This is a genomic window from Serratia sp. KG1D, from assembly GCF_037150675.1.
GTDB classification, from domain to species: domain Bacteria; phylum Pseudomonadota; class Gammaproteobacteria; order Enterobacterales; family Enterobacteriaceae; genus Serratia; species Serratia nematodiphila.
This window is the reverse complement of the sequence record NZ_JBAGIH010000002.1, coordinates 597,431-610,817: the sequence shown is the minus strand read 5'-3', so window position 1 is coordinate 610,817 and position 13,387 is coordinate 597,431. Positions and strand designations below refer to the sequence as shown.

Genomic DNA, 13,387 nt, shown 5'->3' with positions numbered 1-13,387 from the left:
TTTTTTATGGCCGGCGTTCGCCGTCTGGCGGCAGTGTCTGCATTTTGCGACAAGCGCTATTTTCCCTGTCGCCAAATGGAGACGTTTAACTTGTTGATTTTATTGTAGGTAAGCAGGTTTGACTTTAGTTGTCTGCATTTGGCGACAGCACGGCGTTTTTTTCATCGCTCATCAGTGCGTAATGGGTGGGGGAATTTGCTGATGTAATTTTATTTTTAAATAAAATCATTGCGTTATGATTTTTGTTGCAAAGCTGGCACGCTACGTGCATTATTCTCGGCGGCTGCTCATTCACCTTTTTATGACGGCGCCGTAATTAGACGGCAAATCGCCTCATAAGCCTCCGAATGATGCCAAAGAAATGGTGCCTATCGTCCAACCAAACCGATAACAGACCGCGCAAGCGGCTTTATCAAGCATCGGGCGACACGTGGAGTGAGGCACCGCCTGTATCCAACTGTGATGAAGGGTTCATCAATCCTGGATACTTACGGATGCTATTCGTCCTGTTCGATGCCAGCCGCTGCGCTACATCACCCTGGGGACGAGGTTTAAGGGCATCCACACTTTCCTTGCGTTGGGGCAAGTTTCTTGCCCCGATGTCAATTCTCAACGCTGCGCTTATGCCCGTTTCGTTGCCTATGCCCTCGAACGCAGACGCTATCCCCACACGCTCGTTTTCGCGCCGGTTGATGTTACCGGGGCCGCATGCCGTCGGCAGGCCAGGCCTATGGGCGCGCTTCGCCGATCCCGCGGCTTTTTCCTTGCGCGTTCAGGATTCTCCCCTGCCGGGCTTTTCTCTTTCCGGCGAGTCAGTTAGCATCGTGACAGAGCTGAGAGAATGAGATGATTTCGTTGAAAAAATGGCGTTTATTCCCCCGTTCGCTGCGGCAATTGGTGCTGCTGGCCTTCCTGTTGGTGCTGCTGCCGCTGTTGGTGCTGGCCTATCAAGCCTACCAGAGCCTGGATCACCTCAGCGCGCAGGCGGCGGACATCAACCGCACCACGCTGGTGGACGCGCGGCGCAGCGAGGCGATGACCAGCGTGGCGCTGGAGATGGAGCGCAGCTATCGTCAGTACTGCGTGCTGGTCGATCCTACGCTGCAGAAGCTGTACCAGAACCAGCGCAAACAGTATTCGCAGATGCTGGACGCCCACGCGCCGATCCTGCCGGACGAACGTTATTACCAAACGCTGCGTCAGTTGCTGACCCAGTTGGCGGCGATCAAATGCCATAACAGCGGGCCGGACCAAGAGGCCTCGGCCCTGCTCGAGTCGTTCTCGCGATCCAATGCCGAAATGGTACAGGCCACGCGCGCGGTGGTGTTTTCACGCGGCCAGCAGCTGCAGCAGGCCATCGCCGAGCGCGGTCAGTTCTTCGGCTGGCAGGCGCTGCTGTTGTTCCTGGTCAGCGTGCTGCTGGTGGTGCTGTTCACCCGCATGATCATCGGGCCGGTCAAGGCCGTGGAACGGATGATCAATCGCCTGGGGGAAGGGCGCGCGCTGGGCAGCACCGCGTCGTTCAAAGGGCCGCGCGAGCTGCGTTCGCTGGCGCAGCGCATCATCTGGCTGAGCGAACGGTTGGCGTGGCTGGAGTCGCAGCGCCACGAGTTCTTGCGCCATATCTCGCACGAGTTGAAAACGCCGCTGGCCAGCATGCGTGAAGGCACCGAACTGCTGGCCGACGAAGTGGCGGGGCCGCTGACCTCCGATCAACAAGAGGTGGTGGCGATCCTCGACAACAGCAGCCGCCACCTGCAGCAGCTGATTGAACAACTGCTGGATTACAACCGCAAACTGGCCGACGGCCCGGCGGAACACGAGAACGTCGAGCTGCGCGAGATGGTCGATTTGGTGGTCGCCGCGCACAGTTTGCCGGCGCGGGCGAAGATGATTTCCACCGAAATCGCGCTGGAGGCGGAAATCTGCTGGGCAGAGCCTACGCTATTAATGCGCGTGCTGGATAATCTCTACTCCAATGCGGTGCACTACGGCAAGGAATCCGGTAACATTTGGATCCGCAGCCGTCAGGTTGGACAACGGGTGCAAATCGACGTCGCCAATACCGGCACGCCGATCCCCGAGGCTGAAAGAGCCATGATTTTCGAGCCTTTTTTCCAGGGTAGTCACCAGCGAAAAGGGGCGGTAAAAGGAAGCGGACTGGGGTTGAGCATCGCTCAGGACTGTATCCGTCGCATGCGCGGTGAGCTGCAACTGGCGACGGTCGCCGGTGCAGACGTCTGCTTCCGCATTGAACTGCCGTTAACCGCCGAGAATGAATAAATAATGTACACATGGTCTAAACGCCTTCGTCTTTCACAGACCGAACGTTCACCGCGTGCCACGCACAGAGCGCCGCTCGGCAAACGCCCGATCAGCTGGTTGGGCGCCGTTTTCTTTATGCCGCTGTTGCTGGCGGGCTGCGTCGATCGCGCGGTCAGCGGCGGCCTGAGCGCTCAGCAGCAAGAGGCGATCCCGGATACCAAGGTGATCGATTACCGCACCGCGGCCTGCGATACCCTGTGGCAGTTGGACGACAAGGACGCGCTGGATAACGCGCTCTACTGGCTGCGTGCGATGGACTGCGCCGATCGCATCGGCTCAACCCAGGCGCGCGCGCTGGCGAAAACGGTGCCTGGCGACAGCTGGTCCGGCGTTTTCAAACAGAGCATTCTGCTGGGGAGCGCACAGCCGACCTCCGGCGAACGCCGCCAGATGATCGACAGGATCAGCAGCTACCGGATGGAGTTTCCCGGTTCGCTGCGTCCACTGACGCAGCTGTGGCGCCAGCAGCAGATGCTGCAGATCACGCTGTTCGATGAGAAAGCGCGTTATCAGCATCTGCAGGAAAGCAGCGACAGCCAGATCGATTCGCTGCGCCAGAGCCAGGCGCGCTTGCAATCGCAGCTGCAGGACACCTCGCGCAAGCTGGAAAACCTGACCGACATCGAGCGCCAGCTCTCATCGCGCAAGCAGCTGCAAGGGGAAATACCGGACAACGGCACAGGCTCGCAAAAGGGCGAAGCCGCCGGTAAAAACGGCGCGGCCGCGAAAGGGGCTGAGCCGCAGGACGAACCGGAAAAGGGCACTGCGCTGCCGGTTGAACCGGAAGACACCTATACGCCGCACCCTGCCAATAAGGAGTCCCACGCGCAATGACCGCACGCAAACCGGCCAACCTGTTATTGGTTGACGACGATCCCAGCCTGCTGAAGCTGCTGGGCATGCGCCTGACCAGCGAAGGTTTTCACGTCACCACCGCCGAAAGCGGCCAGGAAGCGCTGCGCCTGCTGGCGCGCGAACAGATCGATCTGGTGATCAGCGATCTGCGCATGGATGAGATGGACGGCATGGCGCTGTTCGCCGAGATCCAAAAACATCAGCCGGGCATGCCGGTGATCATTCTCACCGCGCACGGTTCGATTCCCGATGCGGTGGCCGCCACCCAGCAGGGAGTGTTCAGCTTTCTCACCAAACCGGTGGATCGCGATGCGCTGTACAAGGCCATCGACGAGGCGCTCGCGCTGTCGGCCAGCCCGGCCGGCGACGATGCCTGGCGGGAAGACATCGTCACCCGCAGCCCGTTGATGCTGCGCCTGCTGGAGCAGGTGAAAATGGTGGCGCAGTCGGACGTCAGCGTATTGATCAACGGCCAGAGCGGCACCGGTAAAGAGGTGGTGGCGCAGGCGATCCACGCGGCCAGCCCGCGCGCCAGCAAGGCGTTCATCGCCATCAACTGCGGCGCGCTGCCGGAGCAGCTGCTGGAGTCCGAACTGTTCGGCCACGCCAAGGGCGCCTTTACCGGCGCGGTCAGCAGCCGCGAAGGGCTGTTCCAGGCGGCGGCGGGCGGCACGCTGTTCCTCGACGAGATCGGCGATATGCCGCTGTCGCTGCAGGTGAAGCTGCTGCGCGTGCTGCAGGAACGCAAGGTGCGGCCGCTCGGCAGCAATCGCGATCTGGACATTGACGTACGCATCATCTCCGCCACCCACCGCGATCTGCAAAAGGCGATGGCGAAGAACGAGTTCCGCGAGGATCTCTACTACCGCCTCAACGTGGTGAACCTGAAGATCCCGGCGCTCAACGAGCGCGCCGAAGATATCCCGCTGCTGGCCAATCACCTGTTGCGCGAAGCGGCTCAGCGGCACAAGCCGTTCGTGCGCAGCTTCTCGACCGACGCCATGAAGCGGCTGATGACCGCCAGCTGGCCGGGCAACGTGCGTCAGCTGGTCAACGTCATCGAGCAGTGCGTGGCGCTGACCTCGGCGCCGGTGATCAGCGAAGCGTTGGTGGAGCAGGCGCTGGAAGGGGAAAATACCGCGCTGCCGACCTTTGCCGAAGCGCGTAACCAGTTCGAGTTGCATTACCTGCGCAAGCTGCTGCAGATCACCAAGGGCAATGTGACCCAGGCCGCGCGCATGGCGGGCCGCAACCGCACCGAGTTTTACAAATTGCTGTCGCGCCACGAGCTGGACGCCAACGATTTTAAAGAATGACAGTTTCCCGCCGGCGCCTGCCACGCAGGTTCTCAACAAATCCGGCGGAATGATTTACACTCCGTTCTCTTTGCCGCGGCGCGCCCCGGCGTAGAGCACCATGGAACGTATTAAGCGGGATCGTACACAAATGAGCAGATCACTTTCCATCGCCCTGGCCCAGTTGAACCTGCTGGTCGGCGACATTGAAGGCAACACCGAACGCATGTTGCAAATCGTGCAGGAGCAGCAGAAGGCGGGAGCCGATCTGGTCATGTTCAGCGAACTGGCGCTGTCCGGCTACCCGCCGGAAGATCTGCTGTATCGCAATGATTTCTATGAGCGCTGTGATGCGCAGCTGCTGCGCCTGCAGCAGGCTTCCGCCGAGACGGCGATCCTGGTCGGCCACCCGTGGCGCGAAGGCGACAAGCTGTACAACGCGCTGTCGCTGTTCGCCGAAGGCCGCCTGCTGACCCGCTACTTCAAGCAGCAGCTGCCGAACTACGGCGTGTTCGATGAGAAGCGCTATTTCCACGCCGGCAACGACACCTGCGTGGTGCAATTGAAAGGCTACCGTCTGGGGCTGCTGATCTGCGAAGATCTGTGGTTCCCTGAGCCGATCGACGCCGCCAAGGCGGCCGGCGCGGAGATTATCCTGTCGATCAACGCCTCGCCGTATAATCGCGAAAAACCGTACATCCGCAAAACGCTGATGGCCGGCCACTGCCAGCGCACTCAGCTGCCGCTGGTGTACCTCAACCAGGTCGGCGGCCAGGATGAGCTGATCTTCGACGGCTGCTCCAAGGTCTTCGACGCCGCCGGCACCATGACTCACCGTCTGGCGGCCTTCGACGAGCAGGTGACCCGCCTGGAATTCAACGAGCTGGATGTGGTGCCGATGGCCGATCCGGCCGCCGAACTGCCGCAGCTGGCGCAGGTGTACCAGGCGCTGGTGCTGGCGGTGCGCGACTACGTGACCAAAAACGGCTTTAAAGGCGCGGTGCTGGGGCTGTCCGGCGGCATCGACTCGGCGCTGACGCTGGCGATCGCCGTGGATGCGTTGGGCAAAGACAAGGTGCAGGCGCTGATGATGCCATTCCGCTACACCGCGGATATCAGCATCGCCGACGCCAAGGAAGAGGCGGAAATCCTCGGCGTGGAGTTCGATATTGTCTCCATCGAACCGATGTTCGACGCCTTTATGGGCCAGCTGTCGCCGATGTTCGCCGGCACCGAGCGCGACACCACCGAAGAGAACCTGCAGGCGCGTTGCCGCGGGGTGGTGCTGATGGCGCTGTCCAACAAACGCCGCAGCATCGTGCTGACCACCGGCAACAAGAGCGAAATGGCGGTGGGTTACGCCACGCTGTACGGCGATATGGCCGGCGGTTTCGACGTGCTGAAGGACGTGCCGAAAACGCTGGTGTTCAAGCTGTCTGAATACCGTAACACCGTCTCCTACGTGATCCCGCAGCGGGTGATCGATCGTCCGCCGTCCGCCGAGCTGGCGCCGGATCAGGTCGATCAGGACAGCCTGCCGCCGTACGATATCCTGGATGCGATCCTGGAAGGTTACGTCGAGCGCGACAAGTCGGTCGCCGATCTGGTGGCCGAAGGCTTCGATGAAGCGATCGTGCGCAAGGTGATCCGCCTGGTGGACATCAACGAATACAAGCGGCGTCAGGCCGCCGTCGGGCCGCGCATCACCGCCCGTAACTTCGGCAAAGACCGCCGCTACCCCATCACATCCGGTTTTGGCCGCAAAAATTGGTAAAAGGAAAGAAGATGAAAAAGATCGACGCGATTATCAAGCCGTTCAAACTGGATGACGTCCGCGAAGCGCTGGCCGAAGTGGGCATCACCGGCATGACGGTCACCGAAGTCAAAGGCTTCGGCCGCCAGAAGGGCCACACTGAGCTGTACCGCGGCGCCGAATACATGGTCGATTTTCTGCCTAAGGTGAAGATCGAGATCGTGGTTGCCGACGACATCGTCGACACCTGCGTGGAAACCATTATGCAAACCGCGCAGACCGGCAAGATCGGCGACGGCAAAATCTTCGTCTTCGACGTGGCGCGCGTGGTGCGTATCCGTACCGGCGAGCAGGACGAAGAAGCGATCTGATCCTCCGCAGGATCATCGGCCATCAGGGCGCAGCATGCTGCGCCCTTGTCATTTCTGCTCCCCGTACATCACACTTCTTCGCCTCGCCGTTTCCCCCCATTTTTGCCTGCGGGCATTCTAAAAAAGCGAACGCTATCGCGTTTTTGACACTTTTCCCGATCGCTTCACGGCCGGCGTCTACACTCAACGCAATGTTTTTGCTTGAGGAATCACCCCCATGATGACGTTACGCCAAATCCGCCACTTCATCGCCGTGGCGGAAACCGGGTCGATCTCCGCCGGCGCCCAGGCGGTGTTTGTCTCCCAGTCTTCGCTGACGCTCGCTATCCAGCAGCTGGAAACCGAGATCGGCGTGCGGCTGTTCGATCGCCACGCCAAGGGCATGACGCTGACCCATCAGGGGCACCAGTTTTTGCGCCAGTCGTATCTGATCCTGGCGACGGTGGATAACGCCAAGCGCAGCCTGCAGATCGGCACCGAGAGCCTGACCGGCAAGCTGACCATCGGTGTCACCAGCCTGGTGGCCGGCTACTTCCTGGTGGAACTGCTCACGCGCTTTAAATCGGCTTATCCCAACGTCACCGTGCAGGTGGTTGAAGACGAACGCCCGTACATCGAGCATCTGCTGGTCAGCGGCGAGATCGACATCGGCGTGCTGATCTTGTCGAATATCGAGGACCGCGACGCGCTGCAGACCGAGGTGCTGATGCACTCGCCGTATCGCCTGTGGCTGCCGCCGCTGCACCCGCTGCTGGAGCACGAGAGCATCAGCCTGGCGGACGTGGCCAAACAGCCGCTGATCCAGCTCAACGCCGATGAAATGGACGTGCACGCGCGGCGCATCTGGGCGCGCGCCGGGCTGAAGCCGGAGATCGCCATGAAGACCGCCTCGACCGAGGCGGTGCGCAGCCTGGTGGCGGCGGGGATGGGAGTCTCCATCCAGCCGGATATGGCGTACCGCGCCTGGTCGCTCGAGGGCAACATGATCGAGGCGCGCAAGCTGGACGATCTGCTGGAGCCGCTGGATATCGGGTTGGCGTGGCGGCGCGGCAGCGCGCGGCCGGAGCTGGTGACGCCGTTCCTCACCATCGCGCGCGAGAACGGCAGCAAACATGCCGCCGGGCTTAAGCATTCGATTTAATCGAACGCGTCGTTCAGTATTTAGAATTTGTTGCCCGCCAGAGGCTCGCTTAGGCTGATTAAAACTAACTTATTCACATTTGGTTAACGTTTTTGTCACTTAGGGGCGTCAGGCGATGGCGGATGTGCAGGTTCTCTCAGGTTTGTCCTGTCAGCAGTTCATTAACGGTCAGCTTATCGACGGCGAAGGCCAGCAGGAATGCATCGTCAATCCGGCCAACGGCGAGACGCTGATCGCCCTGACTGAAGCCTCTTCGGCGCAGGTCGGCAGCGCGGTAAAAGCCGCGCAGCAGGCGTTCGGCCATTGGTCGCGCACTACGCCGGCCCAGCGCGCCACGCTGTTGCTGCGCATCGCCGACGCCATCGAGCGGCAGGCGCCGCAGCTGGCGCAGCTGGAGGCCCTCAACTGCGGCAAGCCGCTGCATCAGGCGCTCAATGACGATCTGCCGGCGGCGGTCGACGTGTTCCGCTTCTTTGCCGGCGCGGTGCGTACGCAGCAAGGGCAACTGGCCGGTGAGTATGTGCCGGGCCACACCTCGATGATCCGCCGCGATCCCATTGGCGTGGTGGCCTCGATCGCCCCCTGGAACTATCCGCTGATGATGGCGGCGTGGAAGATTGCGCCGGCGTTGGCGGCGGGCAATACCGTGGTGTTTAAACCCTCCGAACATACGCCGCTGACCATTCTGGCGTTGGTGCCTGCGCTGCAAGAGATCCTGCCGCCGGGCGTGCTGAACATTGTCTATGGCGGCGGTGAAGGGGTCGGCAGCCAGCTGGTGGGGCACCCGCAGGTGCGGCTGGTGTCGGTCACCGGCGATATCGTCACCGGGCAAAAAATCCTCCAGGCGGCGGCCAAAAGCGTCAAGCGCACCCATCTGGAGCTGGGGGGCAAGGCGCCGGTGATCGTTTGCGACGACGCCGATCTCGACGAGGTGGTCAACGGCATTCGCACCTATGGCTATTACAACGCCGGCCAGGACTGCACCGCCGCCTGCCGCATCTACGCGCAGGCCGGCATCTATCCCAAACTGGTGGATGCGCTGGGCGAAGCGGTCGCCAGCCTGCGCTTCGCCCGCAAGCGCGATCAGGACAACGAGATCGGCCCGTTGATAAGTGCCCGTCAGCGCGATCGCGTCGCCAGCTTTGTCGAGCGGGCGCTCAGCCAACCGCATATCGAATTGATCACCGGTGCCGCGGCGCACTCCGGGCCGGGGTTCTACTACCAGCCGACCCTGCTGGCGGGTTGCCTGCAAAGCGACGAGATCGTGCAGCGCGAGGTGTTCGGCCCGGTGGTCAGCGTCACGCGCTTCGAGCACCTGGAGCAGGCGGTCGCGTGGGCCAACGACTCGGAATACGGGCTGGCCTCGTCGGTGTGGACGCAAAATATCGATCGGGCGCTGCACATTGCCGCCCATCTGCAGTACGGCAGCACCTGGATCAACACTCATTTCACCTTGGCGAGCGAAATGCCGCACGGCGGCCTGAAACGCTCCGGCTACGGCAAGGATCTGTCCAGCGATTCGCTGCAGGATTACAGCGTTGTCAGGCACGTAATGGCGAAGTTCAAAGCCGGCTTCTAACGGTTATATCAAGAAAAATCAGGCGGCAGCCGTTCCCTGCCGCATACCGATAAGCAACACAGGGGTAATTACGATGGGAAAAACTACCGCAGTCACCACCACCGTCTCCGCGCTCTGCCTCACCGTGCTGTGCGGCCTGGCCCAGGCGGCCGATCTGCCGCAGTCGCTGGGCAAAGGCGAAGGCCGGTTGGACATCATCGCCTGGCCCGGCTACATCGAACGCGGCCAGTCCGACAAAAACTACGACTGGGTCACCCAGTTTGAGAAGCAAACCGGCTGCGCGGTGAACGTGAAGACCGCCGCCACCTCCGATGAAATGGTCAGCCTGATGGCCAAGGGCGGCTACGATCTGGTGACCGCCTCCGGCGACGCCTCGCTGCGCCTGATCTTCGGCAAGCGGGTGCAGCCGATCAATACCGCGCTGATCCCTAACTGGAAGAACATCGATCCGCGCCTGCTGAACGGCGCCTGGTACACCGTGGACGGCAAAACCTACGGCACGCCGTACCAGTGGGGGCCGAACCTGCTGATGTACAACACCAAAACCTTCCCGACGCCGCCGGACAGCTGGGCGGTGATCTTCCAGCAGCAGAACCTGCCGGACGGCAAGAGCAACCAGGGCCGGGTGCAGGCTTACGACGGCCCGATCTACATCGCCGACGCGGCGCTGTTCCTGAAGGCCACCCAGCCGCAGCTCGGCATCAGCGATCCTTACCAGCTCAACGAAGAGCAGTATCAGGCGGCGCTGAAGCTGCTGCGCAGCCAGCACGCGCTGATCCACCGCTACTGGCACGATACCTCGGTGCAGATGAGCGACTTTAAAAACGAAGGCGTGGTGGCCTCCAGCGCCTGGCCGTATCAGGCCAACGCCCTGAAGGGCGAAGGGCAGCCGATCGCCACCGTGTTCCCGAAAGAGGGCGTGACCGGCTGGGCGGACACCACCATGCTGCATGCCGACGCCAAACACCCGAGCTGCGCCTACCAGTGGATGAACTGGTCGCTGGAGCCGAAGGTGCAGGGCGATGTGGCGGCCTGGTTCGGGTCGGTGCCGGCTTCACCGGCGGGCTGCAAGGCCAGCGCGCTGCTGGGTGAGAAGGGTTGTGAAACCAACGGTTTCAACCAGTTCGACAAAATCGCCTTCTGGAAAACGCCGCAGGCGCAGGGCGGCAAGTTCGTGCCGTACAGCCGCTGGACCCAGGACTACATCGCCATCATGGGCGGCCGCTAAGCCGCGGGGCGCAGCCCGCTGCGCCCGAATTACATCAGAATGGAGCACAGAAAATGACCATTGCCGTGCAATTCATCGATGTTTCGCGGACTTTCGGCGATGTTCGCGCCGTGGATCGGGTATCCATCGACATTCAGGACGGGGAATTCTTCTCCATGCTCGGGCCGTCCGGCTCGGGCAAAACCACCTGCCTGCGCCTGATCGCCGGCTTTGAACAGCTCACTTCCGGCTCGATTCGCATTCACGGCCAGGAAGCCGCCAACCTGCCGCCGTATCAGCGCGACGTGAATACCGTGTTTCAGGATTACGCGCTGTTTCCGCACATGTCGGTGCTGGAAAACGTCGCCTACGGCCTGATGGTGAAGGGCGTCGCCAAACGCGAGCGACTGGCGCGGGCGCAAGAGGCGCTGGAGAGCGTGGCGCTCGGTTTCGTTGCCGAACGCAAACCGGCGCACCTGTCGGGCGGCCAGCGTCAGCGCGTGGCGTTGGCGCGCGCGCTGGTCAATCGGCCGCGGGTGCTGCTGCTGGACGAGCCGCTCGGCGCGCTGGATCTCAAGCTGCGCGAGCAGATGCAGGGCGAGCTGAAGAAGCTGCAGCGCCAGCTGGGCATCACCTTTATCTTCGTCACCCACGATCAAAGCGAAGCGCTGTCGATGTCCGATCGGGTGGCGGTATTCAATAACGGCCGCATCGAGCAGGTGGATACGCCGCGCGAGCTTTACATGCGGCCGAAGACGCCGTTCGTCGCCGAGTTCGTCGGCACCTCCAACGTGGTGCGCAGCGAGCTGGCGCAGCGCCTGCTCGGCGAAAGCCGAACCTTCTCGATCCGGCCGGAGCATATTCGCCTGCTGGAGCAAGGCGGCGCGGCGCAGGACGAAATCCAGGTGCAGGGCACGCTGCAGGAAATCCACTACCAGGGCGCGGCCACGCGCTATGAGATCGCTCTGAACGGCGGCGAAAAGCTGCTGGTCAGCCAGGCCAATCCGCAGTGGATCGCCGAAGGGCTACAGCGGCAGATCGGCCAGCCGATCGTCGCCTGCTGGCCGCGTGCGGCGATGGTGCCGCTGCTGGAGGAGAGGTGAGATGGACATGAGCATCGATTCCCCCTCGGCGCGCGGTGGTAGCGTGCGCGCGCTGTCGACCTGGCTTTATCGCCGGCCGACGCTGTATCTGCTGTTACTGCTGGTGCCGCCGCTGCTGTGGTTCGGCGCGGTGTACCTCGGTTCGCTGCTGACGCTGCTGTGGCAGGGGTTCTACACCTTCGACGATTTCACCATGGCGGTGACGCCGGATCTGACCTTCGCCAACCTGGCGGCGCTGTTCAACCCGGCCAACTACGACATCATCCTGCGCACGCTGACCATGGCGGTGCTGGTGTCGCTGGCCAGCGCGGTACTGGCGTTCCCGATCGCCTATTACATGGCGCGCTACACCAGCGGCCGCGTCAAGGCGTTCTTCTACATCGCGGTGATGATGCCGATGTGGGCCAGCTATATCGTTAAAGCCTATGCCTGGACTTTGCTGCTGGCGAAAGACGGCGTGGCGCAGTGGTTCCTGCAGCACCTGGGGCTGGAGCCGCTGTTGGCTTCGCTGCTGACGGTGCCCGGCGTCGGCGGCAATACGCTGTCGACCTCGGGGCTGGGGCGTTTTCTGGTGTTCGTCTATATCTGGCTGCCGTTCATGATCCTGCCGATCCAGGCGGCGCTGGAGCGCCTGCCGCCCTCGCTGCTGCACGCCTCGGCGGATCTGGGCGCCCGGCCGGCGCAGACCTTCCGCCACGTCATTTTGCCGCTGGCGGTGCCGGGCATCGCCGCCGGATCGATCTTCACCTTTTCGCTGACGCTGGGCGATTTCATCGTGCCGCAGCTGGTGGGGCCGCCGGGCTATTTCATCGGCAGCATGGTCTACGCCCAGCAGGGCGCGATCGGCAATATGCCGATGGCCGCGGCCTTTACGCTGGTGCCGATCGTTCTGATCGCCATCTACCTTTCCATCGTCAAACGTCTGGGGGCTTTCGATGCACTCTGAACGCGCGCCCTTAGGGCTGAAGCTGGCCGCCTGGGGCGGACTTGTCTTCCTGCATTTCCCGTTGGCGATCATCGCCATCTATGCCTTCAACACCGAAGACGCGGCCTTCAGCTTCCCGCCGAAGGGCTTTACGCTGCACTGGTTCAACGTCGCCGCCGGGCGGCAGGACATCCTCGATGCGGTGCTGCTGTCGGCGCAGATCGCCTGCCTGGCGACCGCCATCGCGCTGGTGCTCGGCACCCTGGCGGCGGCGGCGCTGTATCGGCGCGATTTTTTCGGCAAAGACAGCATTTCGCTGCTGCTGCTGCTGCCGATCGCGCTGCCGGGGATCGTCACCGGCCTGGCGCTGCTGGCGGCGTTCAAGGCGCTGAACATCGAGCCGGGCATCCTGACCATCGTCGTCGGCCATGCGACGTTCTGCGTGGTGATCGTATTCAACAACGTCATCGCCCGATTCCGCCGCACCTCGTACAGCCTGATCGAGGCTTCGATGGATCTCGGCGCCGACGGCTGGCAAACCTTCCGTTACGTGATCTTGCCGAACCTCGGCTCGGCGCTGCTGGCCGGCGGCATGCTGGCGTTTGCGCTGTCGTTCGATGAAATCATCGTGACCACCTTTACCGCCGGCCACGAGCGCACGCTGCCGCTGTGGCTGCTGAACCAGCTCGGTCGCCCGCGCGACGTGCCGATCACCAACGTGGTGGCGCTGTCGGTGATGCTGTTGACCATGCTGCCGATCCTCGGCGCTTACTACCTGACCAAAGGTGGGGAAAGCGTCGCCGGCAGCGGCAAATAATTTCCTTACCCGACCT

Annotated in this window: 11 protein-coding genes; all 11 read left to right on the top strand. The window is 62.3% G+C overall.

Annotation, left to right across the window (positions count from 1 at the left end; all coding sequences use genetic code 11):
• The first annotated feature begins 846 nt into the window (after positions 1–846).
• The 11 genes from WFM45_RS14640 (at position 847) to WFM45_RS14590 (ending at position 13,371) form a co-directional block, all read left to right on the top strand.
• Complete coding sequence (locus WFM45_RS14640) at positions 847–2,283, top strand: sensor histidine kinase (RefSeq protein ID WP_085337304.1); 1,437 nt, start codon at positions 847–849, stop codon at positions 2,281–2,283.
• A gap of 3 nt (positions 2,284–2,286) precedes the next feature.
• Positions 2,287–3,159 (top strand): two-component system QseEF-associated lipoprotein QseG, encoded by an 873-nt coding sequence (gene qseG, locus WFM45_RS14635; RefSeq protein ID WP_277496970.1) that lies wholly within the window; start codon positions 2,287–2,289, stop codon positions 3,157–3,159.
• The gene (gene glrR / locus WFM45_RS14630; RefSeq protein ID WP_004941361.1) at positions 3,156–4,496 is read left to right on the top strand and encodes a two-component system response regulator GlrR; all 1,341 of its coding nucleotides are present in this window, start codon (positions 3,156–3,158) and stop codon (positions 4,494–4,496) included. The genes qseG and glrR overlap by 4 nt, the downstream gene beginning before the upstream one ends.
• A 130-nt stretch (positions 4,497–4,626) precedes the next feature.
• On the top strand, positions 4,627–6,249 hold the full coding sequence (locus WFM45_RS14625; protein WP_033632314.1) for an NAD+ synthase: 1,623 nt from the start codon (positions 4,627–4,629) through the stop codon (positions 6,247–6,249).
• Between the two features lie 11 nt (positions 6,250–6,260).
• Positions 6,261–6,599, top strand: coding sequence for a nitrogen regulatory protein P-II (gene glnB / locus WFM45_RS14620; protein ID WP_004847623.1), 339 nt, complete (start codon positions 6,261–6,263; stop codon positions 6,597–6,599).
• A 217-nt stretch (positions 6,600–6,816) separates the two neighbouring features.
• Complete coding sequence (locus WFM45_RS14615; RefSeq protein ID WP_015378793.1) at positions 6,817–7,740, top strand: LysR substrate-binding domain-containing protein; 924 nt, start codon at positions 6,817–6,819, stop codon at positions 7,738–7,740.
• Between the two features lie 115 nt (positions 7,741–7,855).
• Positions 7,856–9,319, top strand: a complete 1,464-nt coding sequence (locus tag WFM45_RS14610; protein WP_033632315.1) for a gamma-aminobutyraldehyde dehydrogenase — start codon at positions 7,856–7,858, stop codon at positions 9,317–9,319.
• A 73-nt stretch (positions 9,320–9,392) separates the two neighbouring features.
• The gene (gene ydcS, locus WFM45_RS14605; RefSeq protein ID WP_019452335.1) at positions 9,393–10,547 is read left to right on the top strand and encodes a putative ABC transporter substrate-binding protein YdcS; all 1,155 of its coding nucleotides are present in this window, start codon (positions 9,393–9,395) and stop codon (positions 10,545–10,547) included.
• A gap of 53 nt (positions 10,548–10,600) precedes the next feature.
• Positions 10,601–11,629 (top strand): ABC transporter ATP-binding protein, encoded by a 1,029-nt coding sequence (locus tag WFM45_RS14600; protein WP_033632316.1) that lies wholly within the window; start codon positions 10,601–10,603, stop codon positions 11,627–11,629.
• A gap of 1 nt (position 11,630) precedes the next feature.
• Positions 11,631–12,575 (top strand): ABC transporter permease, encoded by a 945-nt coding sequence (locus WFM45_RS14595; protein WP_033632317.1) that lies wholly within the window; start codon positions 11,631–11,633, stop codon positions 12,573–12,575.
• Entirely contained in the window at positions 12,565–13,371 is an 807-nt protein-coding gene (locus tag WFM45_RS14590; RefSeq protein ID WP_004941378.1) for an ABC transporter permease, read from the top strand. The genes WFM45_RS14595 and WFM45_RS14590 overlap by 11 nt, the downstream gene beginning before the upstream one ends.
• The last annotated feature ends 16 nt before the right edge of the window (positions 13,372–13,387 follow it).

Coding starts and splice junctions, on each gene's coding strand:
- WFM45_RS14640 (WP_085337304.1), top strand. CDS start 847: ATGATTTCGTTGAAAAAATGGCGTTTATTCCCCCGTTCGCTGCGGCAA.
- qseG (WP_277496970.1), top strand. CDS start 2,287: ATGTACACATGGTCTAAACGCCTTCGTCTTTCACAGACCGAACGTTCA.
- glrR (WP_004941361.1), top strand. CDS start 3,156: ATGACCGCACGCAAACCGGCCAACCTGTTATTGGTTGACGACGATCCC.
- WFM45_RS14625 (WP_033632314.1), top strand. CDS start 4,627: ATGAGCAGATCACTTTCCATCGCCCTGGCCCAGTTGAACCTGCTGGTC.
- glnB (WP_004847623.1), top strand. CDS start 6,261: ATGAAAAAGATCGACGCGATTATCAAGCCGTTCAAACTGGATGACGTC.
- WFM45_RS14615 (WP_015378793.1), top strand. CDS start 6,817: ATGATGACGTTACGCCAAATCCGCCACTTCATCGCCGTGGCGGAAACC.
- WFM45_RS14610 (WP_033632315.1), top strand. CDS start 7,856: ATGGCGGATGTGCAGGTTCTCTCAGGTTTGTCCTGTCAGCAGTTCATT.
- ydcS (WP_019452335.1), top strand. CDS start 9,393: ATGGGAAAAACTACCGCAGTCACCACCACCGTCTCCGCGCTCTGCCTC.
- WFM45_RS14600 (WP_033632316.1), top strand. CDS start 10,601: ATGACCATTGCCGTGCAATTCATCGATGTTTCGCGGACTTTCGGCGAT.
- WFM45_RS14595 (WP_033632317.1), top strand. CDS start 11,631: ATGGACATGAGCATCGATTCCCCCTCGGCGCGCGGTGGTAGCGTGCGC.
- WFM45_RS14590 (WP_004941378.1), top strand. CDS start 12,565: ATGCACTCTGAACGCGCGCCCTTAGGGCTGAAGCTGGCCGCCTGGGGC.